The organism is Pseudomonas profundi, assembly GCF_008638305.1.
Classification (GTDB): Bacteria; Pseudomonadota; Gammaproteobacteria; order Pseudomonadales; family Pseudomonadaceae; genus Halopseudomonas; species Halopseudomonas profundi.
In genome coordinates this window covers 278,120-304,222 of the sequence record NZ_VTPZ01000001.1, presented here as the reverse complement: position 1 = coordinate 304,222, position 26,103 = coordinate 278,120, and the positions used below count along the sequence as shown (strand labels likewise).

Genomic DNA, 26,103 nt, shown 5'->3' with positions numbered 1-26,103 from the left:
CGCACTACACCCCCAGATTCGCAAGGCGCGATGGGATTGGTGAACGTCTAGGATCGGGTCCGGACTGACCGACGGCTTTAGTCTTTCCGAATAGCTGGCGTAGCGCAGGCGCGCTACACACCGAGGCTACGCCAGCGCCTCCATCAACACCCGCACCTTGGTCAGCGTTTCCTGATACTCCGCCTCGGCTTCGGAATCGGCTACGATGCCGCCGCCGCCCCAGAGATATAACCTGTCATCCTGGTGGACCAGGCTGCGGATACTGATATTCAGATCCATCTGACCTTCGCAACCGATGTAGCCGATGCTGCCGCAATACAGGCTGCGTCGAACCGGCTCCAGTTCTTCGATAATCTGCATGGCGCGAATCTTGGGCGCGCCGGTGATGGAGCCGCCGGGGAAGGCACCGGCCAGCAGATCGAGTGCATCGGTTTCAGACGCGAGTTGGCCGGTCACACTGCTGACCAGGTGATGCACGTTAGGATAGGTTTCCAGACCAAACAGCTCGGGCACCCTGACGCTGCCCACCGCACAGGTGCGGCCGAGGTCGTTGCGCAGCAAATCCACAATCATCAGATTTTCTGCCTGATCCTTGGAAGACATCAACAGTTCTTCAGCCAGGGCTCGATCCTGCTCCGGGGTGGCGCCGCGCTTGCGTGTTCCCTTGATGGGCCTGGTCTCGACCTGGCCGTCCCGGCAACTGAGAAATCGCTCCGGGGAATGACAGAGGATGCTGAAGTCCGGGCTTTCCAGATAGGCGGAAAACGGAGTAGGGCAGGCGTTGCGCAATCGCTGATACGCCGCCAGCGGATCGCCCTGGCAGCTCGCAGAGAAGCGCTGCGCCAGATTGACCTGATAGCAATCGCCGGCATGGATGTAATCCTGGATGCGTTCGAATGAGCGCTGGTATTCCTGTCTGCTTTGCTCTGCCTGGAAGGCTGTCGCCAGATGAAAGCCGGTGTGTTCTGCAAGGCCTGCGGTGGCCAATCGATCGAAGAGTTCGCCGCGGAGGCTGGACTCGAGACATGGGTGGCATGCCAGCCAGCTGCGTTGTTGCTGGTGATCGCTGATCAGGCTCCAGCCATATATACCCAACTGCAGCGCCGGAAGCTGAATGTCCGCCTGAGCATTGGCCGGTAGTCGTTCCAGCAGACGGGCGAAATCGTAACTGATAAATCCCAATGCACCGGCGCCGAACGGCAATTCCTGGCCTTCAGGCCATCGGGCAGCACCCAGGTCATGTAGCGCGCTGCGGACGCGGTTAAGTACCGCTCCCCCCGACTCGTGCTGAGCAGGGCGAATGATGCGGATCGGACCGGCAGACATGATGCTGTAGCGACCTGTCTGCCCCCCGGCTGCGGCTGAGTCCAGCAGAACCGGGTGACCGAGGGAGCGGATCGCGGCGAACCCTGGCAAAGGGTCCGCCGCATAGGGCAGTTCAGTTAATGTGTAATGCACGACAGGGGTTCGTTCAGGAGGATGCCTGTTCGTTGGTTTCAAGCTCTTCGGTTGCGGCCGGGATCGGGCTGCCGAAATGCTTTTGAGAAAACGCCATGCGCTCCTCGGCGCTTTCTACCTTGCCGTCCTTGGCGAGCTCAGCGATGCGCCGTTCCACCGCATGACAGCGATGGGTAAGGCCCGCATCGTTGGCGATCTGGATGTTCAGACCCGGGCGCGCATTGAGTTCCAGAATCAGCGGACCCTGATCCTGGTCAAGCACCAGATCGACGCCGATGTATCCCAGACCCGACAATTCAAAGCAGGAGGTCGCTAGCCGCATGAAGCCGTCCCAGTCGGGTAGCTGGACGCCGTCCACCGCATTGGTAGTGTCCGGATGCTTGCTGATCTTGTTGTTCAGCCAGGTGCCCTTGAGGGTGATACCGGTGGTCAGGTCCACACCGACCCCAATTGCACCCTGGTGCAGGTTGGCCTTGCCGCCGGACTGACGGGTCGGCAAGCGCAACATCGCCATTACCGGATAGCCCATCAGTACGATGATGCGTATATCCGGCACGCCTTCGTAACTGATGCTCTTGAAAATCGGGTCCGGTTTGACGCGGTACTCGATCAGCACCCGGTCCCGGTGGCCCCCGAGCGAGTACAGGCCGGAGAGGATGCTGGAGATGTGATGGCCGATCTCTTCCTCGGTAACAATCTTGCCGCCGACGGTCTTGTAACGGCCCTCGAAGCGATCGCCAATGACCATGATGCCGTCACCGCCGGCGCCCTGCGCCGGCTTGATGACAAAATCCCGGTAGGGGGCGACGATCTTCTCGAAGCGATCGATATCCTTCTCGGTTTCGATCACGCCGTACATCTCAGGAACATGAATGCCTGCGGCAATAGCGCGTTCCTTGGTCAGGATCTTGTCGTCCACAACCGGATACAGGTGGCGCTGGTTGTACTTCAGTACGTAATCCGCGTTGCGTCGGTTAATGCCCATGACGCCATTCGCCTTGAGCGTTTTCCAGGTTTTCCAGAAGAACATGCGTTTCTCCTCAGCCCTGTTTGGTCAGCGCTTTAAAACGCATCAACTCGGTTAGCCGGTAGCCACGATAACGTCCCATGGCAAGCATGAAGCCAACCAGCACCAGCAGTATCGCCGGGAAGGTAAAGACGAAATAGGCCAGTGGCGGCACAGTCATCAGCAGATGCGCGAGCGTCGCAGCGATGATCGTTCCCAGTGCTACCTTGAACGAATGACCGCCGCCGCGCTCTTCCCAGTTGATCGACAGGCGCTCAATGGTCATGGTCAGAATCACCATCGGGAACAACGAAACAGACAGGGCGCGTTCAATTCCCAGCTTGTGACTGAACAGACTGATTCCGGCGATGACCAGTACGACGAAAGTCAGAACGATAGACAGTCGCGGCAGCATTTGTAGCTTCAAGTGTTCGAGATAGGAACGCAGCGACAGGCCCAGAGCGGTGATCAGGGTGAACAGCGCAATACCCCAGCCAACCTGGGTTTCACGGAAGGCGAGCGAGATCAATACCGGGGTAAAGGTGCCGAGCGTCTGGATGCCGATCAGGTTGCGCAGAATCAGAATCACCAATACGCCAACCGGAATCATGATCATCACCCGGTAGACTTGCTGAGCGTGCAGTGGCAGGCCGTAGAGGGAATACTCCAGCAGCGCCGAGGTGCCATTGTCCGAGCTCATCTGAGCGAGGCGCAACGCGTTCATTTCGCTGTTGGTGATGGTGACGCTGACGCGACCCTGACGGCCGCCTTCCAGGTTGAACATTGGCGCCTGACCGGTCCACCAGACCATGCGGTTATCCGGGATGCCCTGTTGTCCGGTCTCTGGGTGGAAGTACAGCCAGCGATCGCCGTTGTGGCTGCGCAACCACAGTTCCGGCTCCTGGTTCGGAGTGCTTTCCAGGCGAATGGTGCGCACCAGCTCCAGCGGGATGCGCGCATTGGATAGCAGAATGTCGATCACGCGCGCCTTGTCCAGCACAGTGTCGCCGCTGCCCATCAGGAGTCTGACATTATCGTCGGTGGTGTCATTGACGCGGCGAATGGCCTCGGCAATAAAGGTTTCGATGTCCGCGGAATGCTGGCGGATTGGATCAACCAGCGCGTCTGCAGCGACCTGTTCCGGTCCTTCCAGCACGATGGGTACGCGTGGGGCCGGGGGCGGTGCCTCAACTTCATCCGGGCTGTAGCGCTTGGTTAGCACCAGGCGGTAGTACAAGGTCTGTGGACCGTTTGCCCGCCGCGCAGACCAGGTCACGCGCCGGTTGCCGTCTACCTGACCAATGCTGACGCCGTAGTTATTGGAAATGAAGCTCTCGTTGAGGCTGGTGTAGTCCTGATTGAGAGGCGGGATGAACATCTGCGCCTTGACCGGAACGCCTTGCACTGCCTGAAATTCCAGCCGGGCGTCGAGACTCCAGATATCGTCTGTCTCGTCTTCGGTTACCGGTATCTCCAGAAAATAGATCTGGTAACCGGTAATCAGCAACCCAAGGCTGACAAGTATGGCGATTAGAATTTTTAGATGAAGATTGATCGAATGCATTGGTGTTCCCGGTAAGTTTAGAACAGTGCAGCTCACTCACTACAGGCAGGACGGGCGGCGGCAAGCAGGACCGCATCTTAGCACGCCTGTGGACGCTTCCTAGTGGGGCGGCTAAACAGGCGTTTGAGACAATATTTATGCGTCAAACTGCGGATTGTTGACAATCCATTTGCCTGGCTGCAGTATTGCTCACATAAAGCGCCCGAAAACGCAGATAAATTTCACAGGTTGTCAACAATTGTCCGAATCATTGAGTGTTTCACCTGCCATGACCCTGTCCGACGGTGCCTTCCAGCGCATCCAGACGGCGATCGTCAAAGGTGAAATCCCACCCGGCACGCGCATCAGCGAACAGTACCTCTCCAATACCTTCGGTATCAGCCGGGGGCCTCTGCGCGAAGCTATACGTCGCCTGGAAGGTCGCCGCCTTGTGGTGCGTGTGCCTCATGCCGGGGTCAGGGTGGTTGCGCTGGAATACGCCGAGCTGATCGAGCTGTATCACGTTCGCGAAGCGCTGGAAGGAATGGCCTGCCGGCTGGCTGCGGAAAACATGACCGAACAGGAAATCGAGGGGCTACGCGAGGTACTTGCCACCCACGAAAAACACAGTGGGCTCAAGGCCAACGAGTCCTACTATCAGCAGGAAGGTGATCTGGATATCCACTACGTGATTATCCAGGGCAGCAAGAACAAAACGCTCAGCGACATGTTATGTGGCGACCTGTATCACCTGGTCCGGATGTACCGCTACAAGTTTTCTTCCACGCCCAAGCGTCCGCAACAGGCATTTGCCGAACACCACAGAATCATTGAAGCCATCGCCGATCGCGATGGTGAACTCGCGGAAATGCTGATGCGCCGTCATATCAGCGCCTCACGCCGCAACATCGAGCGTCGTATGCAACAACAAACGATGCTTTCACTTCCTCAGGAGGGACAGTCTGATGTCTAAAACACCCGGTCAGAAATTCCGCGACGCGGTAGCCGAAGAACACCCTTTACAGGTGGTTGGTGCCATCAATGCCAACCATGCACTGCTGGCCAAGCGCGCCGGCTTCAAGGCTATCTATCTGTCGGGTGGTGGTGTTGCCGCCGGCTCGCTGGGTCTGCCGGATCTGGGCATTACCGGACTGGATGATGTGCTGACGGACGTGCGCCGCATCACTGATGTCTGCGATCTGCCGCTACTGGTCGACGTCGACACCGGCTTCGGCTCCAGCGCCTTCAACGTCGCGCGTACGGTCAAGTCGATGATCAAATTCGGCGCGGCGGCGATTCATATTGAAGACCAGGTCGGCGCCAAGCGCTGCGGCCACCGCCCGAACAAGGAAATCGTCACCCAGCAGGAGATGGTTGACCGGATCAAGGCAGCTGTCGATGCGCGTACGGATGACAGCTTTGTGATCATGGCGCGCACCGACGCGCTGGCTGTCGAAGGTCTGGAATCTGCGCTGGAGCGTGCGGCGGCTTGTGTTGAGGCGGGCGCCGATATGGTCTTCCCGGAGGCCATTACCGAGCTGGACATGTACAAACTGTTTGCATCCAAGGTTAACGCGCCGATTCTGGCTAATATTACCGAGTTCGGCTCGACACCTTTATATACCACCGAAGAACTGGCTTCGGCCTATGTGTCCCTGGTGCTCTATCCGTTATCGGCATTCCGCGCCATGAACAAGGCCGCCGAGAACGTCTACACCACACTGCGCCGCGAAGGCACGCAGAAGAATGTCATCGATACCATGCAAACTCGCATGGAGCTATACGATCGCATCAACTATCACGAGTTCGAGCAGCACCTCGACGCGCTGTTCGCCGCCGGCAAGAAGTAAATCGAATTTATCTGCCCCGCCTGCGGGGCAGATGCACAAAGACAAGAACGCCCTACAGGGTCAGACGAGGAGATCTCCGCGATGAGCGATACCCCTGAAACCACCGCACCGACTTTCAAGCCAAAAAAATCCGTCGCACTGAGCGGCACCGCCGCTGGTAACACAGCGCTCTGCACCGTGGGCCGCAGCGGCAATGATCTGCACTACCGTGGCTACGACATCCTGGATGTCGCCACCACTTGCGAGTTCGAGGAAATTGCTTACTTGCTGGTGCATGGCAAGCTGCCTAACGCCGCCGAACTGACCAGCTACAAGACCAAGCTGAAAGCGTTGCGCGGTCTGCCTGCTGCGGTTAAAACTGCCCTGGAGCAGTTGCCACCTTCTGCTCACCCGATGGATGTGATGCGCACCGGTGTCTCCATCCTCGGCTGCATGGCCCCGGAAAAGGATGACCACAACCATCCGGGCGCGCGTGATATCGCCGACAAGCTGATGGCCTCGCAGGGTTCAATGTTGTTGTACTGGTATCACTTCAGTCACAACGGCAAGCGTATCGATGTGGAAACCGATGATGATTCCATCGGCGGTCACTTCCTGCATTTGCTGCATGGCGAGAAGCCGCGCGAGTCCTGGGTGCGCGCCATGCACACCTCGCTGATTCTGTATGCGGAACATGAATTCAACGCTTCGACCTTTACCGGTCGGGTCATCGCCGGTACCGGTTCGGACATGTTCTCCTGCATTGCCGGCGCCATCGGTGCGCTGCGTGGGCCGAAGCACGGTGGTGCCAACGAGGTTGCCTTTGAGATCCAGAAGCGCTACGACACACCGGACGAGGCTGAGGCCGACATCCGCGCCCGGGTCGAGAAGAAGGAAGTGGTTATCGGCTTTGGTCACCCGGTGTATACCGTGTCCGATCCGCGCAACGACGTGATCAAGGAAGTCGCCCGGGATCTGTCGGCGGAGCAGAGCAATACCAAGATGTTCGACATTGCCGAGCGCCTGGAAAGCGTCATGTGGGAAATCAAGAAGATGTTCCCCAACCTCGACTGGTTCAGCGCCGTCAGCTATCACATGATGGGCGTGCCCACTGCCATGTTCACGCCACTGTTCGTGATCGCGCGCACTTCGGGCTGGTCCAGCCACGTCATTGAGCAACGTATCGACGGGAAAATCATTCGCCCGAGCGCCAACTATGTTGGTCCGGAGGATCTGAAATTCGTCCCGTTGAAGGATCGCACCTAAATGAATACCCAATACCGCAAGCCTTTACCCGGCACTGATCTGGACTATTACGACACCCGCGCGGCCGTCGAGGAAATCCAGCCTGGGTCCTATGACAAATTGCCCTATACCTCGCGGGTGCTGGCCGAACAGCTGGTGCGTCGTTGCGAACCGTCGATGCTCACCGATGCGCTGAAGCAGCTGATCGAGCGTCGGCGCGACCTGGATTTCCCGTGGTATCCGGCGCGTGTGGTCTGTCACGACATCCTCGGGCAGACAGCGCTGGTGGATCTGGCCGGTCTGCGTGATGCCATCGCCGAAAAGGGCGGAGATCCGTCTCTGGTCAATCCGGTGGTGCCGACGCAGCTGATCGTTGACCACTCGCTGGCGGTGGAGCATGCCGGGTTCGATAAGGATGCCTTTGAGAAGAACAGAACCATCGAAGACCGTCGTAATGAGGACCGTTTCCACTTCATCGAGTGGACCAAGACCGCATTCAAGAATGTCGACGTGATCCCCGCTGGTAACGGCATCATGCACCAGATCAACCTGGAGAAGATGTCGCCGGTGATCCAGTCGCGCGATGGCGTGGCGTTTCCGGACACCTGTGTCGGCACCGATAGCCACACTCCGCACATCGATTCACTGGGCGTGATCGCAGTTGGCGTCGGCGGCCTGGAAGCCGAAACGGTCATGCTGGGCCGTCCCTCCATGATGCGCTTGCCGGATATCACTGGCGTCAAGCTGACCGGCAAGCGTCAGCCAGGCATCACGGCAACGGATATCGTGTTGGCGATTACCGAGTTCCTGCGCCAGGAACGGGTGGTGGGTGCCTACGTGGAGTTCTTCGGTGAAGGTGCCAACAGTCTGACCATCGGCGACCGTGCGACCATCTCGAACATGTGCCCAGAGTACGGTGCGACGGCAGCGATGTTCTATATCGACAAGCAGACCACTGACTATCTGACCCTGACCGGGCGCGAGCCGGAGCAGGTGGCGCTGGTTGAACATTATGCCAAGACCACCGGTCTCTGGGCCGATGCGCTGGTCACCGCTGAATATGAGCGGGTGCTGGAATTTGATCTGTCCACCGTGGTACGCAACCTCGCCGGTCCGTCCAACCCGCACCGCCGCCTGCCCACATCGGCATTGAGCGAACGTGGAGTCGCGGTCGATCTGGACAAGGCCCGCGCCGAGGAGGCCGAAGGGCTGATGCCGGATGGCGCGGTTATCATCGCCGCCATTACCAGCTGTACCAACACCTCCAACCCGCGCAACGTGGTCGCGGCCGGTCTGTTGGCGAAAAAGGCCAACGAGCTTGGGATGGTGCGCAAACCCTGGGTGAAAAGCTCCTTCGCACCAGGCTCCAAGGTAGCCAGGCTGTATCTGGAGGAGGCTGGGCTGCTATCAGAAATGGAGAAGCTCGGATTCGGCATCGTGGCCTACGCCTGTACTACCTGTAACGGCATGTCCGGTGCGCTTGATCCGAAGATCCAGCAGGAAATCATTGATCGCGATCTGTACGCCACTGCGGTTCTGTCGGGCAACCGCAACTTCGACGGGCGTATTCACCCTTATGCCAAACAGGCCTTCCTGGCGTCGCCGCCGCTGGTCGTGGCTTACGCCATTGCCGGTACAGTACGCTTCGATATCGAGCGCGACGTGCTGGGACAAGACCAGAACGGCAATCCGGTGACGCTGAAGGATTTGTGGCCGAGCGACGAAGAAATTGATTCAATCGTTGCTTCGAGCGTAAAGCCGGAACAGTTCAAGCAGGTCTACATTCCGATGTTCGACCTGGGCACCATCACCGAAGCGGAGAGCCCGCTGTACGAGTGGCGTCCGCAGTCGACCTATATCCGCCGTCCGCCTTATTGGGAAGGTGCGCTGGCTGGCGAACGGTCCCTCAAGGGCATGCGTCCGCTGGCGATCCTGCCGGACAACATCACCACTGACCACCTGTCGCCCTCCAATGCGATCATGATGGACAGTGCTGCCGGTGAGTATCTGCACAAGATGGGGTTGCCTGAGGAAGACTTCAATTCCTACGCGACCCACCGTGGCGACCACCTGACGGCACAGCGCGCCACCTTCGCCAACCCCAAGCTATTCAACGAAATGGTGTTGGATGATCAGGGTGACGTGAAGCAGGGCTCGCTGGCGCGGGTCGAGCCGGAGGGCAAGGTCATGCGCATGTGGGAAGCAATCGAAACCTACATGGAGCGCAAGCAGCCGCTGATCATCATCGCTGGCGCCGATTACGGGCAGGGCAGCTCACGTGACTGGGCAGCTAAAGGTGTACGGCTGGCCGGGGTTGAGGCAATTGTTGCGGAAGGCTTCGAGCGTATCCATCGCACCAACCTGATTGGTATGGGCGTGTTGCCGTTGGAGTTCAAGCCCGGCACCACGCGCAAGACGCTGGAGCTGAACGGTACCGAAACCTACGATGTGCTCGGTGAATGGACACCTCGTGCCGAACTGACGCTGGTGATCAGTCGTCGTAACGGCGAGCGCGTCGAGGTGCCGGTCACCTGCCGCCTGGACAGCAATGAAGAGGTGCTGATCTACGAGGCCGGTGGCGTGCTGCAGCGTTTCGCTGAGGACTTCCTGGCCGAAACCGTAGACGCGGTTTAAGCGACTACGGATTAAGGTGTTCTCCTCCCCGCGAGATGGGGAGGAGGATGCTGGCTCGATACCCTTCCAATGTCCGGAGTCTGGAAACATGACCCACGTTCCTCAAATCAGAATTCCCGCTACCTATATGCGTGGCGGTACCAGCAAAGGCGTGTTTTTCCGTCTGCAGGATTTACCCGAAGCGGCGCAAAAGCCCGGCTCGGCCCGGGACAAACTGTTGATGCGCGTCATTGGCAGTCCTGATCCCTATGCCAAGCAGATAGACGGCATGGGCGGTGCTACGTCCAGTACCAGCAAAACGGTGATTCTGGCCAGGAGCACCCAGCCTGATCACGATGTGGATTACCTGTTCGGTCAGGTATCCATCGACAAGCCGTTCGTTGACTGGAGCGGCAACTGCGGCAACCTGTCTGCGGCGGTAGGCGCCTTTGCCATTGCCAGCGGACTGGTGGACCCCGGCCGCATCCCGCATGACGGTACGGCGGTGGTGCGGATCTGGCAGGCCAATATTGGCAAAAGCATTATTGCGCATGTGCCGATCACCAGCGGCGAGGTCCAGGAGACGGGTGACTTCGAGCTGGATGGCGTGACCTTTCCTGCGGCCGAGGTGCAGGTGGAGTTCATGGACCCGGCGGACGGTGAGGGCGCCATGTTCCCCACCGGTAATCTGGTCGATGATCTCGAAGTGCCGGGTCTGGGCACGATCAAGGCAACCATGATCAACTCCGGCATCCCGACGATTTTTGTGAATGCCGAAGACATCGGTTACACCGGGACAGAGCTGCAGGAGGCGATCAACGGCGACGCAGAAGCATTGGCGAAATTTGAGACCATCCGCGCCTTTGGTGCGGTCCGTATGGGATTGATCAAGGATGTTGACGAGGCAGCTAACCGCCAGCATACGCCGAAGGTGGCCTTCGTCGCGAAGCCTGCCGACTACGTGTCATCCAGCGGCAAGCGCGTCTCGGCCAGCGAGATCGACCTGTCGGTTCGTGCACTGTCGATGGGCAAGCTGCACCACGCGATGATGGGTACTGCCGCGGTGGCAATCGGTACCGCCGCAGCGATCCCGGGGACGCTGGTAAACGAGGCAGCCGGTGGCGGCAATCTTACGGCTGTTCGCTTTGGTCATCCCTCAGGCACATTGCGGGTGGGTGCCGAAGCGACGCAAAACGGAGAAGACTGGACCGTGGTCAAGGCGATCATGAGCCGCAGCGCGCGGGTCCTGATGGAAGGCTGGGTGCGTATTCCCGGGGATACCTTCTGAGCTGAATGGGCTGAATAAAGCGGTGCAGGGCCCCTCGCGGGCGTCCTGTCTGGTCGAAGCAACGGCTAATTGCGGTATCGGCTGCAGTGAAATGAACAAAGCCCGGACATCGATCGATGCCCGGGCTTTCAAGTCAACGCTGGTAGCGCTTAATCGTGCAGGTGTTCGCAGGCGTGCAGGGTGTTCTCAAGCAGGCAGGCGCGCGTCATCGGGCCGACACCGCCTGGTACTGGCGTAATCCATGCCGCACGTTCGGCAGCGGGACCGAATTCGACGTCACCGCACAGTCGACCGTCCTCCATCCGGTTGATACCGACATCAATCACGATCGCGCCGGGCTTGATCCATTCGCCCTTGACCAGACCGGGCTTCCCGGCGGCCACAATCACGAGGTCCGAGCGGCCTACATGCTCGGCCAGATTCCGGGTAAAGCGATGCGTAATGGTCGTTGTGCAACCAGCGAGCAGCAATTCCAGCGCCATTGGACGGCCGACGATGTTCGATGCGCCAATCACGGTGGCATCCAGGCCGTAAGGATCAACACCGGTGCTTTTAAGTAAACGTATGATGCCTAGCGGCGTGCAGGGACGCAGGAGGGGCATACGCTGGGCCAGGCGGCCGATATTGTAGGGGTGGAAGCCATCGACGTCCTTGTCCGGACGGATACGTTCGAGCAACTGGGACGAGTCGAGGTGTGCGGGGAGAGGTAGCTGCACGAGAATCCCATCGATATCCGGGGTCTCGTTCAACGTATCGATCAGGCTGAGCAACTCTTCCTGGCCTGTGCTGGCTGGCAGGTCGTAGGAGCGTGATACGAAGCCTACTTCCTCGCAGTCTTTTCGTTTGTGTGACACGTATACTTGTGAGGCGGGGTCGGTGCCTACCAGAATGACGGCAAGGCCGGGCAGTCTGAGACCCTTGGTCCTGCGTTCGTTGACCTTGGCGGCGATTTCTCGACGGAGGTTGGCAGCGATTTGCTTGCCATCGATGAGCTGGGCGTTCATTGGCTTCCTGACGAAACATAGAATGCTCCGATTGTCGCATGACGCGGCCCTTGGGCAAAAGGGCGAACCATCAGGCAGGCCTAACTTACTCAAATATCTCAAAAAAGATTGCCGCGCCCGTTGACGCAGAGATGGTGGCTGAGTATTATTCGCCCCGCTTCACGAACACGGTGACGTGGTTTTGGAAGGCGATCAGGCTCCATGGTTTTACCGGCTCCGGCTTGTACAGCGAACATTTTCAGATACCCTTTAACGGAATCGATAATGTGAACCAGGCGCCCGTAGCTCAGTTGGATAGAGCATCCGCCTTCTAAGCGGATGGCCGCAGGTTCGAGTCCTGCCGGGCGCACCAGCCGCATTGCACGTGAAGTAGAGCAAGAGTTGTACTTGTGAAGGGTTGTATATGGTGGGCGTAGCTCAGTTGGTAGAGCACAGGATTGTGACTCCTGGTGTCGTGGGTTCGAAACCCATCGTCCACCCCATATTCTGAAGACGCCAGGCTCCAGCCTGGCGTTTTTCATGCAAGACCTCTTTAGCGGATGTGGTGGAATTGGTAGACACACCAGATTTAGGTTCTGGCGCCGAAAGGTGTGGGAGTTCGAGTCTCCCCATCCGCACCATTATTATTGCTTCGTTGTGACCAACGGCACTCTGCCGGTTTATTGGAGTTACCGACGCTAGGTCAGTATCCCGCGTCCGGTTCCTCGCCAGCACTTCCTTTTTCTCGCCTTGATCCTCCGTCTTTGATGGCACCTCTGGTCGCAAACGCGTATCCGGTAGTTGGCACTATGCCATCATGGCACTACACTGCCGTGAAACCCGAAACCAAGGCGATGGAATGCGATTGCGCAGCTTTGATATAAAACGAATCAACGGGCTTACCCTGATAGAGCTTCTGCTTGCGCTGGTAATCATCGGGCTGTTGGCTGCGATTGCGCTGCCAAGCTATCAGCGCTACGTGGAGCAGGCAAAGATCACCTCCGCTATTGCCGATATCGTCACTATCGAAGCCAGTATCGAGCGCTTCTATGCCATCAATCGCAAATTTCCTCTGAGTCTCGCCGAAATCGGTTTGGCGGATATGCGCGACCCCTGGGAAAATCCCTATCAGTTCCTGAATTTTTCGACTCTCAAGGGGAACGGGAAGGGCGGCATGCGCAAGGACAAGAATATGGTGCCGGTCAACACGGATTACGATCTCTACAGCATGGGCAAGGACGGTCGCACCAATCAGACGTTCACCTCCTCTATGGGGCGCGACGATATCGTGCGGGCGAACAACGGTAGTTTCGTCGGGCTGGCGTCAGAGTACTGATCGGTGAGAATCAACTTCCGGACGTTCAACAGCCGCTTCGCTCGTCGCCTTTTCAGCTTTCTTTTCCTTGCCATAACCCTGCCGGTGCTGGTGCTTGCTTCGATCACCCTGCTGCAGGTCTCCGATCAGCTCACAGCTCAGCATCGGGACCAGTTGCACAAAGACGCCAAGCATATCGGCATGAGCTTGTTCGATCGGCTGCAACGGGTGGTCGGCGATATGCAGCTGGCCGTGCTACACCCGGAGCTGACGGTCACTGCCTCCGGTGCGACCTGGTTTCGTCCGGCTTTCGATTCCGACGGGTCCAGTTTGAATCCACTCTGGCTGGAACCGGAAGTACCTGCGCCGTGGATGCTGAGAGAATCGCTGCAGGCGTTGCCCGTCGCTCAGTCGGACGGTGTCTGGGTCCGTATGCTTCAGCGCAGTGGCGAGCCCTCGATTGTTATGGTGGTCGTTCGCTCTCGCGGTGAGACGCTGGTTGCGCGGGTCAGCCAGGACTATCTCTGGGGCGCAGAGCAGTTGGCAGAGAATCAGCTGATTTGCATTATCGATGCGAAGTCTGCCCCGCTATTCTGCAATCAGTCCTCCGGGCAGGTGTCATTGCAAGCCTTGGCCGCGCGCGGCCTGGAGGGCGCGTCGGGGTATTTCACCTGGCGTGATGCAGGGCGCGACATGCGTTCAGTCTATTGGGAAGTGTTTCTTCGCGGTCTGGGTATGAGCGATAACTGGACTGTCGTGCTCAGCGAGCCGCAGCACAGCTTTTTTGCTCCCTCTGGCCGCTTCGGTTTTTCGATGGCTGTCATCATTCTCATCTCGATGCTGGCAGCATTGATGTTCAGTATCAGGCATATTCGCCGTGTACTCAGGCCGCTGGATATGCTGCGGCGTGCGACCGCCAGGGTAGGGGACGGGCGCCTGGACAAGCCGGTGGTGGTAAATAGCGGCGATGAGTTCGAAGAGCTGGCGGACTCGTTCAACGGCATGATGGGTAAGCTGGCGCTTCAGTTTCATCAGCTTGAGGCTCTCGCCGATATCGACCGGCTGATCCTGTCCGCTATGGACCCCGACCTTGTCGTCAGCCAGGTGGCAGAGCGGATAAGGCAGTTGCTTGGTAGCGAATTACTGGTGATCGTCGCGGAGCAACACGCTGAACAGCAATTGATTATTGGCGTGGCCGATTCGCCTGTCGAGGTCGCCGTCATCGATCCGGAGGGCTTCAATCAGGCCATCGAGCAACTCAAGCAGCAGAGTGAAATGCTTGTTCCGCAGCGGCCCGCCTGGCTGTCCTGTTCGTCCTTCGCGCAGGATGTTTCAAGCTGGACGCTGGTGCCGCTTCAGGCGCGCAACGCTAAGGGTCTGGTGGTGCTGGGCAATCGGCAGTCATGCTCCGTTGCAGCGTTGCATTTACCGGCTGCTTTCCAGTCGATCAGGCGCATATCCATTGCGCTGACGCGTGCTCATTGGCAAGCCGAACTCTATCAGCAGGCGCATTATGATGAGCTGACAGGCCTGCCCAACCGTTCCGCATTGAAGATCAAATTGACTGAGGCGCTGGCGCGATCCTCACAGGACGGAACGCGCGTGGCGGTCATGTTCATTGATCTGGACCGGTTCAAGCTGATCAATGATGCGCTAGGGCACGCCGCGGGCGATGAGTACCTACGTCAGATTGCTGCGCGCATCCGGCAATGTGCGCCCCCGTCCGATCTGGTCGCTCGGCTTGGCGGAGATGAGTTCACGGTTGCAATGAGTGATATCCCGGACACTGCCGATGTTTCGGTAATGGTAGAGGGCGTGATCAATCGACTGCTGGAGGTCGTGCCTCAGCCGGTGCTGATAGGTTTGCATGAGCTGCGCAGTACTTTGAGTATCGGCGTGGCAGTTTTTCCTGATGACGGCAAGAGCCTCGACGACCTGATGAAGCAGGCTGATACGGCGATGTATCAATCCAAGCGGCGCGGCGGCAATGGTCATCACTTCTTCGTAAAAGATATGCATGTGGCTGCACAGCAACGCATGGAGCTGGAAAGTGACATGCGGCATGCGTTGGAAACAGACGGTTTCGAGCTTTATTACCAGCCGCAGATGTCCGCCGAAACCGGTGCCATGATAGGCGCTGAGGTGCTGCTACGCTGGCAGCATCCTACCCGCGGCAATATTTCGCCCGGTATATTCATTCCTATTGCCGAGGAGTCCATGCTCATTGCCGAGATCGATCGCTGGGTGCTGGATGCCGCATGTCGGCAGATTCGAATCTGGCTGGACGAAGGGCTCAACCCGGTGCCCTTGTCGATCAATATCTCCGCCGCCCATTTCCAGCAACCGACCTTTGTCGGGCGCGTCCGCAACAGTCTGGCTGATTACCAGTTGGGTCCGCAGCGTATCGAGCTTGAAATTACCGAAGGTGCGCTGATCAGTGATTTGTCCTACGCCCTTCAGTCATTGCAGGGGTTGAATGACGAAGGCGTGAAGCTCGCGATTGATGATTTTGGCACCGGTTATTGCTCGCTTGGTTATCTCAAGGACATGCCCATCGACAAGCTCAAGATTGATCAGTCATTCATACGCGATGTCGATCGTTCGGGGCGTGATGCGGCGATCGTCGAGGTTATTCTGCAGCTATCGCGTCGACTTGGCCTTGAGTGTGTCGCTGAAGGGGTGGAAACCGAGGCAGAGCGCCTCTGGTTGCACGAGAATGGCTGTGATGCCTATCAGGGCTACCTGTTCCACAGGCCCATGGCCTTGAGCGACTTCAGGGTATTGCTGATACGTCACGCCAGCGACCTTGAACTGACAGACTGAACGTGCATCTTGTTTACTGGCAAAGGATGACTTCTGGGTGCTGAGCGCATAGAATGTCGTCCCCTTAGAATTCGTCCAATCACACTGTCTGTACAACGAGGACTCTCCATGCAAGTTTCGGTTGAAACCATCTCCGGCCTCGAGCGCCGTATGACCGTTGGCATTCCTGCCGAGCGCATCGAAAACGAAGTCAACAAGCGCTTGCAGCAAACTGCCAGCCGCGCCCGTGTCGATGGTTTCCGTCCCGGGAAAGTACCGATGAGCGTGATTCGCAAGCGTTTTGGCGGTTCTGCCCGTCAGGAAGTCATCGGCGAAGTGATTCAGTCTTCCTTCTACGAAGCCATCATGCAGGAGAAACTGAATCCGGCTGGTGCGCCGAGCGTTGAGCCCAAAGAACTGAACGAAGGCAAGGATTTCGAGTACATTGCGACCTTTGAAGTGTATCCCGAGCTGACTCTGGGCGACTTCGGTGACATCAGTGTAGAGCGCATCGAGTCCGAAGTGACCGATGCCGATCTGGAAAAAATGCTTGAAATCCTCCGCAAGCAGAACACTGTCTATGAAACAGTGGAGCGTGCAGCGCAGAACGAAGATCAGTTGACTGTCGACTTCACCGGTCGCGTTGATGGTGAGGCCTTCCAGGGCGGTACTGCCAGCAACACTCAGATTGTGCTTGGCTCTGGCCGCATGATCCCAGGTTTCGAAGAAGGTCTGGTCGGTGCCAAGGCCGGCGATTCGTTGACCTTGAACGTGACCTTCCCCGAGGATTATCAGAACCTGGAGCTGGCTGGAAAGGCTGCCGAGTTCGAAGTGGTTGTGCATAGCGTCGCAGCGCCGGTTCTGCCCGAGCTGAACGACGAATTCTTTGCCAAGTTCGGCGTTGAAGAAGGCGGGCTCGAAGGCTTCCGCGCAGAGGTTCGCAAGAATATGGAGCGTGAGCTGCGTCAGGCGATCAAGGGCCAGACCAAGACCCAGGTCATGGATGGTCTGTTAGCTACCAACCAGGTCGAAGTCCCGAAAGCGCTGCTGGGCAGCGAAATCGATCGGCTCCGCGAGCAGGCGGTTCAGCAGTTCGGTGGTGGTAATATCAAGCCCGAGCAGCTGCCCGCTGAATTGTTCGAAGAGCAAGCCAAACGCCGCGTCAGCCTGGGGTTGATCGTTGCCGAAGTCGTCAAGCAAAACGACATCAAGCCTGATAACGATCGGGTCCGCGCGATGGTCGAGGATCTTGCCTCGGCTTACCAGGAGCCTGAACAAGTGGTTAACTGGTACTTCCAGAACGAGCAGCAACTCGCAGAAATACAGTCGGTTGTGCTGGAAGAGCAAGTCGTGGATACTGTGTTGCAGAAGGCTAAGGTGACCGACAAACAGGTCAGCTATGAAGACGCCGTCAAACCCGCCCAGCCAGCTGCGCCAAGCGGTGAGGCGGAAAGCGGCGCTGACGAGTAATTCGTCGCCATATCACGCAACGCATGGAGCCAGCCTTAGGGCTGGCTCCTGTGTTTATGCGACAGGCTAATTCGGAGTAATAGCGATCCATGACCCAACATACATTTAACCAGTTTGCACCTGACGTTCAGGCTGCGGGTGGCTTGGTCCCAATGGTGGTAGAGCAGTCTGCACGCGGCGAGCGTTCGTATGACATCTACTCGCGCCTGCTCAAGGAGCGTGTGATCTTCCTCGTGGGTCAGGTTGAGGATTACATGGCCAACCTGGTAGTCGCTCAGCTGTTGTTCCTTGAGTCGGAGAATCCTGACAAGGACATCCACCTGTACATCAATTCGCCGGGTGGTTCGGTCACTGCGGGCATGGCGATCTATGACACCATGCAGTTTATCAAGCCGAACGTCAGCACCCTGTGTATTGGGCAGGCCGCCAGTATGGGCGCTTTCCTGTTGGCAGGCGGGGCGGAAGGCAAGCGTTTCTCGCTGCCGCATTCGCGCATGATGATTCACCAGCCGCTGGGCGGATTCCAGGGTCAGGCGTCCGATATCGAGATTCATGCCCGGGAGATTCTGTTCATTCGGGAACGCCTGAACCGCATCATGGCGCATCATACCGGCCAGCCGATGGAAGTGATTGAGCGCGATACGGATCGGGATCGGTTCATGAGCGGCACTGAAGCAGTGGAATATGGTCTGATTGACCGTGTGATTGAAAGCCGCGAGATGGCCGGCTAACAGTCGGCAGACTCGGGGGCCGGTCCTGGTGCCGGTTGGAGCGCAGCATTGGGTGCGCTCCTGTAGTACCGCTTTTCTGAATGGATGGGCGGCGTGCGTTGACAGGATCGCGCTTGCAAAGCAGCGTTGATGCCTTCATCTTTGTGATAAGAGTGAACCGTAAGCAGGGGTTTTCGATGACCGATATGACTGGGAAGGGTGACGACAACGGCAAGTTGCTGTATTGCTCTTTCTGCGGCAAGAGCCAGCATGAAGTGCGCAAGCTGATTGCCGGCCCCTCCGTATTTATCTGCGATGAGTGTGTTGACCTGTGCAACGACATCATTCGTGAAGAAGTGCAGGAAAACCAGACTGAGAGCAGCAGCCAGAAGCTCCCGTCGCCGAAGGAAATCAGCGGCATTCTGGATCAATACGTGATCGGCCAATTGCGCGCGAAGAAGATTCTGTCCGTAGCCGTTTACAACCACTACAAGCGACTCAATCAGCGCGAAGGCAAGGATGACGTCGAGCTGGGCAAGAGCAACATTCTGGTCATTGGCCCGACTGGCTCAGGCAAGACGCTGCTGGCTGAAACGCTGGCTCGTCTGCTTAACGTGCCCTTCACCATTGCTGATGCGACGACGCTCACCGAAGCGGGTTATGTCGGTGAGGATGTCGAGAACATCATCCAGAAGCTGTTGCAGAAGTGTGACTACGATGTGGAAAAGGCCCAGATGGGTATCGTCTACATCGACGAGATCGACAAGATTTCGCGCAAGTCCGACAATCCGTCGATCACGCGTGATGTCTCGGGTGAGGGTGTCCAGCAAGCGCTGCTGAAACTGATCGAGGGCACGGTTGCCTCCGTACCGCCTCAGGGTGGCCGCAAGCATCCGCAGCAGGAATTCTTGCAGGTTGATACGCGAAACATCCTGTTCATCTGCGGTGGAGCCTTTGCCGGACTCGAGAAAGTGATTCGTGATCGTTCTGAAAAGAGCGGGATCGGTTTCAGTGCTGCGGTGCGCAGCAAGGATGAAGGCAAGAAGGTCGGTGAGGCGTTGAAGGACGTGGAGCCGGAAGATCTGGTGCGTTTCGGCCTGATCCCTGAATTCGTCGGTCGTTTGCCGGTCGTTGCGACGCTGGACGAGCTGGATGAAGACGCGCTGATCGAAATTCTGACTGAGCCAAAGAACTCGCTGACCAAGCAATACGCGCGTCTGTTCGAGATGGAAGGCGTAGAGCTGGAGTTCCGCACCGATGCGCTGCGGTCTATCGCCAAGCGTGCATTGGAGCGAAAAACGGGTGCTCGGGGCCTGCGTTCGATACTGGAAAATGTCTTGCTGGATACCATGTACGACATCCCTTCCGCCGAGCATGTCAGCAAGGTGGTTATCGACGAGAACGTCATCAACGGGGATGCCAAGCCGCTGATGATTTACGAGTCGGTTGAGCAGTCCAAGGCTCTGCCGGAAGACTGAAAGCACTTGTTTTAACTGTGCCACCGCCCGGTGGCACAGGCTTTTCCTTGTTTTTTCTGCATTTCCTTCATTTTCTTCCTGTAACACATCATGTGAAGCCGCTTGTTTTTTTCGTTTTGTGCCCCCATCTTTGATTCATGGACATTTCATATACGGACGGATCCAGGATCCGCCCCTCTGCTAGCGAGCCTCTGCCATGACGACTCTCAGCGATTTTCCCTTACTGCCACTCCGCGATGTGGTGGTGTATCCACATATGGTGATTCCTCTCTTCGTCGGGCGTGACAAGTCCATCGAGGCGCTTGAGGCAGCAATGGCTGGCGACAAGCAGGTCTTGCTGGTCGCGCAGCGTGAACCCGGTGATGACGACCCGAAACAGGACGCCCTGTACGGCATGGGTACCGTCGCCACGATCCTGCAGTTGCTCAAACTTCCTGATGGCACCGTCAAGGTGCTGGTGGAAGGTGAGCAGCGCGCGCGTATCGATGAGGTTCGGGAGCTCGAGCTCTATCAGGAAGCCAGCGTGGAGCTGTTCGATGAGGTCGCGCTGGATGACCGCGAATCCGAGGTGCTCATTCGCAGTCTGATGAGCCAGTTCGAGCAATTTGTGCAACTGGGCAAGAAAGTCCCCTCCGAGGTGGTGTCTTCGCTTTCCAGTATCGAGGAGCCGAGCCGCCTGGTAGACACCATGGCTGCGCACCTCACGCTCAAGCTGGAGCAGAAACAGAAGATCCTCGAGATTCTGCCGCTGCGTGAGCGGGTCGAGCACGTATTAGGGGTACTGGATGCCGAGATAGACCTGCTCCAGGTCGAGAAGCGCATCCGCGGCCGCGTGAAGAAGCAGATGGAGCGCAGCCAGCGCGAGTACTACCTTAACGAACAGATGAAGGCCATTCAGAAGGAAATGGGTGGGCTCGATGATGGCAACAACGAGCTGGAGGGCATCCAGAAACGAATTGATGACGCCGGCATGACCAAGGAAGCGTACGGGAAGGCTATCGCCGAGCTGAACAAGCTCAAGATGATGTCGCCCATGTCTGCTGAAGCGACGGTGGTGCGGTCCTATATCGATTGGCTGTGTAACGTTCCGTGGAAAAAGGCCAGCAAAGTCAGGCATGACCTCAAGCGCGCGCAGGAAGTGCTGGAGAATGATCATTACGGTCTTGAGGAGGTCAAGGAACGCATCCTTGAATACCTCGCCGTGCAGATGCGCGTGCGCAAGCTCAAAGGACCGGTTCTGTGCCTGGTGGGGCCACCTGGCGTGGGCAAGACCTCCCTGGGTGAATCGCTGGCCCGGGCAACCAACCGGCAGTTCGTGCGCATGGCCCTGGGTGGCGTGCGCGATGAAGCGGAGATCCGCGGTCATCGTCGCACCTATATTGGTTCGCTGCCGGGTAAACTGATTCAGAAGATGACCAAGGCAGGGGTCAGAAATCCGCTATTCCTGCTCGATGAAGTCGACAAGATGGGCCAGGACATGCGTGGCGATCCGTCTTCAGCGCTGCTGGAAGTGCTGGATCCCGAGCAGAATCATGCCTTCAACGACCATTATCTGGAAGTTGACTACGATCTCTCGGATGTAATGTTCATCTGCACATCGAATTCAATGAACATTCCGGCACCGCTGCTCGACCGGATGGAAGTCATCCGTATCCCCGGCTACACCGAGGACGAGAAGATCAATATCGCACAGCGCTATCTGATTCCCAAACAGACCAAAAACAACGGTCTCAAGGATGGCGAATTGACCTTTACTGTCGATTCGTTACGCGACCTCGTCCGGTATTACACTCGCGAAGCAGGCGTGCGCGGGCTGGAACGACAGATCGCCAAGGTCTGCCGCAAGGTCGTGCGGGAGCAGTTGGCCAAGGGCAAAGGGAAATCAAAAGGGAATGAGGTCATTCTCGATAGCGAGCTTGTCGAGCATTACCTTGGGGTTCGCAAATTCAAGTACGGGTTGGCTGAGGAAGCGGACCAGATCGGTCAGGTGACGGGGCTTGCATGGACTCAGGTGGGTGGCGAACTGCTCAGTCTTGAGGCTGTGGTGGTGCCTGGTAAGGGCCGTCAGATCAAGACCGGCTCGCTCGGTGATGTGATGCAGGAATCGATCAGCGCTGCGCTGACCGTTGTCCGTAGCCGCGCTGCAAGTCTCGGAATTGCCTCGGATTTCCATGAAAAGCACGATATTCATATCCACGTCCCGGAAGGCGCTACTCCGAAGGACGGGCCCAGCGCGGGGGTGGGAATGTGCACTGCGCTGGTGTCTGCGCTGAGCAAGATTCCTGTGCGTGCTGACGTGGCGATGACAGGTGAGATCACTCTCCGCGGGCAGGTTCTGCCGATCGGCGGATTGAAGGAAAAGCTCCTCGCAGCGCATCGTGGCGGCATCAAAACCGTCATCATCCCCCACGACAACGTGCGCGATCTGAAAGAGATCCCGGACAACATCAAGGAGAATATTGAGGTCAAACCGGTGAAATGGATTGACGAGGTGTTGCAGATTGCGCTGCAATACATGCCGGAGCCCCTGCAGGAAGGGGTTGAAGAGATAGTTGCAAAGGATGACAATCGTGAGGCCGACGCGAAGGAGCGTATCAGTACTCATTGAGTGTGAACGGTCTGCTCGGGCGGGCAGCCTTGCAACGCGGGGCTCCCTGCCGCACACCGTGTTTCTCAAGCATTCCTTGACACGGTTTTTGAGCGCTTGCTATAAAGCGTGCTTCGACCATTGCGGTACGCTGACTGGCTAGAGCTTTGCTAGGACCATAAGCTTACATAACGACTAACTACTCATTGAAATTATATAAGGGGACTTAAGTGAACAAGTCTGAACTGATTGATGCCATCGCAGCATCCGCCGATATTCCGAAAGCTGCTGCCGGTCGTGCTCTGGACGCGGTCATCGAGTCTGTTACTGGTGCTCTGAAAGCCGGTGATCCGGTTGTTCTGGTTGGTTTCGGTACTTTTGCCGTTAAGGAACGCGCTGCCCGTACTGGTCGCAATCCGCAGACTGGTCAACCGATTGAAATCAGCGCTGCCAAAATCCCTGGCTTCAAGGCAGGCAAGGCACTGAAGGACGCAGTCAACTAATCGCGTCCTGACATTGAAGTGCATCCATCAGCTTCGAGCGACAGGATGCAGACGGAACCCCGGCCGGTGTGGAGAGCCCTCAGGGGAGCCAGACGACAGCAAGGTTGTGGTTCCGTAAACTTCCAGAAGGCGCATCACAGACGATGCGCCTTTTTTGTTTTAAGGTTTAGCGTTTCTGGCAAGACCAGCAGCCGCCGGAGTGGGCTGTTGATAATAGGATCTTCGGGGGCACGATGCTGCAAAAAATGAGGGACAATGCGCAAAGCTGGGTCGCAAAGGTGATCGTAGGCGTCATTGTGCTGATATTCGCTTTGACCGGTTGGGAATCGATCAGTCGCTTTACCAGCGACGAGGAGAAAGCGGCAGAAGTGAACGGGACTGTCATAACCAAAACAGAACTGGAACAGGCCGTTTCTCTGCAACGTCAGCAGCTGATCCAACAGCTGCGCCAGATGGGCAACGATAACTTTGACCCCAGTCTGATCGACGATAATCTGCTGCGTGCGTCCGTACTGGACAGCCTGATTGAACGTGCCGTCCTGCTCGATGGCGCTGCTGAGGCAGACTTGAAAGTATCCGAGCAGATGATTGACCAGTTGATTCTCGGGACGCCCGATTTTCAGGTGGATGGACAGTTCAACGCTGACCGTTTCGATATCGTTATCCGTAATATGGGTCTCGCCTCACGCATGGCATTCCGCGATCTGGTTCGCCAGGAATTGCTGATTGCCCAGTTGCGTAACGCGTATCAGGCAACCGCTTTCGCCACACCGGCTGAACGCGAACGCCTGGCACGGCTGGAGAACCAGACCCGTGACTTCGCTGTGATGGAAGTGACTGCCGAACACGAAGCAGTCGATATCAGCGAGGAGGACGTTCAGCAGCATTACGAAGAGAACAAGGAGCAGTTCAAGTCGCCTGAGAAGGTCGTACTGGAAGCCGTGACGCTTTCTCGTCGGGACTTCTTCGACCAGGTAGAAGTCGATGAAGAGGCGATTGAGCAGCTATACCAGCGCGAGGTCGGCAACCTGGTTGAGCAGCGCCGCGCTGCGCATATCCTGGTAGAGATCAATGACGACGAGGACGCTGCGCTAGAACGGGCACAGGAAGCCTATGAACGCATCGAGGCCGGTGCTGACTTCGCTGAAGTGGCGAAGGAATACTCGGACGACAGCGGCAGTGCCAATCGGGGTGGGGATCTCGGTTTCACTGTGGAAGGCAGCTTCGACCCGGCGTTCGATGAGACGCTTTCTTCGCTGGAAGAAGGCCAGGTATCTGAACCGGTTCGTACCAGCTACGGCTACCATCTGATCAAGTTGACCGATCTGCAGGCACCTGACCTGCCTACGCTCGATGAAATGCGCGACAACCTTGAGCAGGAACTGAAGACGGAATTGGTCGAGCGTCGTTTTGTGGAAGCCTCGCAGGAGCTGGCTGATCTTGCATACGAATCGCCGGATCTGGCCGGACCAGCCGAAAGTCTCGGGCTTGAAATTGAAACCATTGGCCCGGTTGAACAGTCGGGCGGGGAAGGGCTGACCAGCAACCCCAAGGTCATGATGGCTGCTTTCGACGAAGAAGTGTTGGTTGATGGACGCAATAGTCCTCTGCTCGAACTGGATGCCGATACAGTCGTCGTGTTGCGAGTAAAAGAGCACATGCCGCAGGAAACGCTGTCGCTGGATGATGCGCGTGAGGAAATCGTCGACGTGCTGCGCTATCGGCGGGCTACGGAAAAAGCCGAACGTGTCGCGGAAGAAGCGGTGTCTGAGTTGCGTTCTGGCGATGTTCAGGCCGAGCAGTTGGCTGAATCCCTCGAGGCCGGTTGGGAGGAGCACGAGGCGGTTGGTCGTAGCAGCCAGGAAGTGCTTCCTGCCTTGTTGCGCAACGTGTTCGCCATGCCACGCCCGGATGACGGTAGGGATGGCTTCGCACAGTTCCGCAAGCCGGACGGTGGCCGCTGGATCGTTCAGCTGAAGGGCGTCGCCACTCCTGAGGATGCCTTGACCGAAGCCGAGTCGCCGATGTTCGAACGCTTCATTGCCGGCCAGACCGGGGAGCAGGATTTTACCGCCATTCAGCAGAAGCTGAAGGAAGACGCGGAGGTAGAACGCTTCTAGCCTATCGAACGCTTCAGTTGTCGCATTACGAAACCCGGTCCATGGACCGGGTTTTGCGTTTTGGCTCGCTCATTCCGCCGACGTAAAAAAGGAGCACCTGAATCAGGCACGGCCTATGGAGTGTCGAGTTTCACCTCGACCACCGGCGTTGCTGGCGAGTACGTTGGCCGGGATGGAACCCGGCCCTCCATTGGGTGTGCCGCCGTCAGACCCCTAGGGTATGGCGGATGAATTCACTGGCTGGAATGGAATCCATGCTTCCAGAAATAAAGAAGCCGCTCTCTTGAGAGCGGCTTTTTGCTGCGTGCCGGTTGCCCGGCATGCCTGTTACTCTTCGATATTGCCCATGGCCGTGGTATTGAAACCGCCGTCCACGTGCATGACCTCACCGGAAATGCCGGCTGCCAGGTCAGAACAGAGGAAGGCGCCGGCGTTGCCCACTTCCTCGATGGTGACGTTGCGGCGTAGCGGCGTCTGTGCGGCATTGTAGGCCAGCATCTTGCGGAAACTCTTGATACCGGATGCAGCGAGCGTTCGGATGGGGCCGGCAGACACAGCGTTTACACGGGTGCCTTCCGGGCCAAGGCTGCTGGCGAGATATCGCACGCCGGCTTCGAGGCTCGCCTTCGCCATGCCCATGACGTTGTAGTTGGGCATGGTGCGTTCAGCGCCCAGATAGGACAGGGTGAGCAGGCTGCCGTTGCGGCCTTTCATCATCTCCCGACCTGCCTTGGCCAGAGCGACGAAGCTGTAGGCGCTGATGTCGTGGGCGATGCGAAAACCGTCGCGTGTAGTGACTTCGGTAAAGTCGCCATCCAGCTGATCGCCGGGGGCAAAACCCACCGAGTGGACGATGCAGTCGAGCCCGTCCCATTTCTTGCTGAGTTCGGCAAAGACCTGTTCGATCTGAGCGTCGTCCGCTACGTCACAAGGGAAGCACAATTCCGGGCTGGAGCCCCAGTCGGCAGCGAAGCCTTCAACACGACCTTTGAGCTTGTCGTTCTGATAGGTAAACGCCAGCTCGGCGCCTTCGCGGTGCATTGCTGCAGCGATGCCTGAGGCTATGGACAGTTTGCTGGCTACGCCAACGATGAGTACGCGCTTTCCGGTTAGAAATCCCATATGTGCTTCCTGTTTTGATTCCGGACCTGAA

At 57.6% G+C, this 26,103-nt stretch carries 18 protein-coding genes and 3 tRNA genes; 16 read left to right on the top strand and 5 right to left on the bottom strand.

What is annotated here, in order from left to right:
• Positions 1–126: 126 nt before the first annotated feature.
• Genes pabB through FZE95_RS01430 form a run of 3 tightly spaced genes read right to left on the bottom strand, consistent with a single transcriptional unit; the run spans position 127 to position 4,028 of the window.
• Positions 127–1,458, bottom strand: coding sequence for an aminodeoxychorismate synthase component I (gene pabB, locus FZE95_RS01440; protein ID WP_190324453.1), 1,332 nt, complete (start codon positions 1,456–1,458; stop codon positions 127–129).
• 13 nt (positions 1,459–1,471) lie between these two features.
• On the bottom strand, positions 1,472–2,488 hold the full coding sequence (locus tag FZE95_RS01435) for an alpha-L-glutamate ligase-like protein (RefSeq protein WP_150299024.1): 1,017 nt from the start codon (positions 2,486–2,488) through the stop codon (positions 1,472–1,474).
• A gap of 10 nt (positions 2,489–2,498) precedes the next feature.
• Positions 2,499–4,028 carry an inactive transglutaminase family protein gene (locus FZE95_RS01430; RefSeq protein WP_150299023.1) on the bottom strand — a complete coding sequence of 510 codons (1,530 nt, stop codon included), beginning with the start codon at positions 4,026–4,028 and terminating at the stop codon, positions 2,499–2,501.
• Positions 4,029–4,296: 268 nt separating this feature from the next.
• Between FZE95_RS01430 and FZE95_RS01425 the strand changes: the two genes are divergently transcribed.
• The 5 genes from FZE95_RS01425 to prpF all read left to right on the top strand — a co-directional run bounded on the left by FZE95_RS01425 (position 4,297) and on the right by prpF (position 10,982).
• The gene (locus tag FZE95_RS01425; protein WP_150299338.1) at positions 4,297–4,980 is read left to right on the top strand and encodes a GntR family transcriptional regulator; all 684 of its coding nucleotides are present in this window, start codon (positions 4,297–4,299) and stop codon (positions 4,978–4,980) included.
• Complete coding sequence (gene prpB, locus FZE95_RS01420) at positions 4,973–5,857, top strand: methylisocitrate lyase (RefSeq protein ID WP_150299022.1); 885 nt, start codon at positions 4,973–4,975, stop codon at positions 5,855–5,857. Before FZE95_RS01425 ends, prpB begins: the two co-directional genes overlap by 8 nt.
• Before the next feature lie 81 nt (positions 5,858–5,938).
• Positions 5,939–7,102, top strand: coding sequence for a bifunctional 2-methylcitrate synthase/citrate synthase (gene prpC, locus FZE95_RS01415; RefSeq protein WP_150299021.1), 1,164 nt, complete (start codon positions 5,939–5,941; stop codon positions 7,100–7,102).
• Entirely contained in the window at positions 7,103–9,715 is a 2,613-nt protein-coding gene (acnD, locus tag FZE95_RS01410; protein WP_150299020.1) for a Fe/S-dependent 2-methylisocitrate dehydratase AcnD, read from the top strand. It abuts the gene before it with no gap.
• 88 nt (positions 9,716–9,803) lie between these two features.
• On the top strand, positions 9,804–10,982 hold the full coding sequence (gene prpF / locus FZE95_RS01405) for a 2-methylaconitate cis-trans isomerase PrpF (RefSeq protein ID WP_150299019.1): 1,179 nt from the start codon (positions 9,804–9,806) through the stop codon (positions 10,980–10,982).
• A gap of 149 nt (positions 10,983–11,131) precedes the next feature.
• On the opposite strand, the gene folD is transcribed toward prpF, so the two are convergent.
• The gene (gene folD / locus FZE95_RS01400) at positions 11,132–11,986 is read right to left on the bottom strand and encodes a bifunctional methylenetetrahydrofolate dehydrogenase/methenyltetrahydrofolate cyclohydrolase FolD (protein WP_150299018.1); all 855 of its coding nucleotides are present in this window, start codon (positions 11,984–11,986) and stop codon (positions 11,132–11,134) included.
• Between the two features lie 275 nt (positions 11,987–12,261).
• Between folD and FZE95_RS01395 the strand changes: the two genes are divergently transcribed.
• The 11 genes from FZE95_RS01395 (at position 12,262) to FZE95_RS01345 (ending at position 24,950) form a co-directional block, all read left to right on the top strand.
• Positions 12,262–12,338, top strand: a tRNA-Arg gene (locus FZE95_RS01395).
• 54 nt (positions 12,339–12,392) lie between these two features.
• Positions 12,393–12,468 (top strand) — tRNA-His (locus FZE95_RS01390).
• A gap of 53 nt (positions 12,469–12,521) precedes the next feature.
• Positions 12,522–12,606: transfer RNA gene (locus FZE95_RS01385), tRNA-Leu, on the top strand.
• A 218-nt stretch (positions 12,607–12,824) separates the two neighbouring features.
• Complete coding sequence (locus tag FZE95_RS01380; protein ID WP_223824923.1) at positions 12,825–13,301, top strand: prepilin-type N-terminal cleavage/methylation domain-containing protein; 477 nt, start codon at positions 12,825–12,827, stop codon at positions 13,299–13,301.
• 3 nt (positions 13,302–13,304) lie between these two features.
• Positions 13,305–16,103, top strand: a complete 2,799-nt coding sequence (locus FZE95_RS01375; protein ID WP_150299016.1) for a putative bifunctional diguanylate cyclase/phosphodiesterase — start codon at positions 13,305–13,307, stop codon at positions 16,101–16,103.
• Between the two features lie 108 nt (positions 16,104–16,211).
• On the top strand, positions 16,212–17,552 hold the full coding sequence (tig, locus tag FZE95_RS01370; protein WP_150299015.1) for a trigger factor: 1,341 nt from the start codon (positions 16,212–16,214) through the stop codon (positions 17,550–17,552).
• Between the two features lie 89 nt (positions 17,553–17,641).
• Positions 17,642–18,283 (top strand): ATP-dependent Clp endopeptidase proteolytic subunit ClpP, encoded by a 642-nt coding sequence (gene clpP / locus FZE95_RS01365; protein ID WP_150299014.1) that lies wholly within the window; start codon positions 17,642–17,644, stop codon positions 18,281–18,283.
• Between the two features lie 176 nt (positions 18,284–18,459).
• Positions 18,460–19,740, top strand: coding sequence for an ATP-dependent Clp protease ATP-binding subunit ClpX (gene clpX, locus FZE95_RS01360; protein WP_150299013.1), 1,281 nt, complete (start codon positions 18,460–18,462; stop codon positions 19,738–19,740).
• A 196-nt stretch (positions 19,741–19,936) separates the two neighbouring features.
• Positions 19,937–22,348 (top strand): endopeptidase La, encoded by a 2,412-nt coding sequence (lon, locus tag FZE95_RS01355; RefSeq protein ID WP_150299012.1) that lies wholly within the window; start codon positions 19,937–19,939, stop codon positions 22,346–22,348.
• A gap of 209 nt (positions 22,349–22,557) precedes the next feature.
• Entirely contained in the window at positions 22,558–22,830 is a 273-nt protein-coding gene (gene hupB / locus FZE95_RS01350) for a nucleoid-associated protein HU-beta (RefSeq protein ID WP_150299011.1), read from the top strand.
• Positions 22,831–23,063: 233 nt separating this feature from the next.
• Positions 23,064–24,950 (top strand): SurA N-terminal domain-containing protein, encoded by a 1,887-nt coding sequence (locus tag FZE95_RS01345; protein WP_150299010.1) that lies wholly within the window; start codon positions 23,064–23,066, stop codon positions 24,948–24,950.
• 327 nt (positions 24,951–25,277) lie between these two features.
• Here FZE95_RS01345 and fabI read toward each other — a convergent pair whose 3' ends face one another.
• Entirely contained in the window at positions 25,278–26,072 is a 795-nt protein-coding gene (gene fabI / locus FZE95_RS01340) for an enoyl-ACP reductase FabI (RefSeq protein WP_150299009.1), read from the bottom strand.
• Positions 26,073–26,103: the final 31 nt, after the last annotated feature.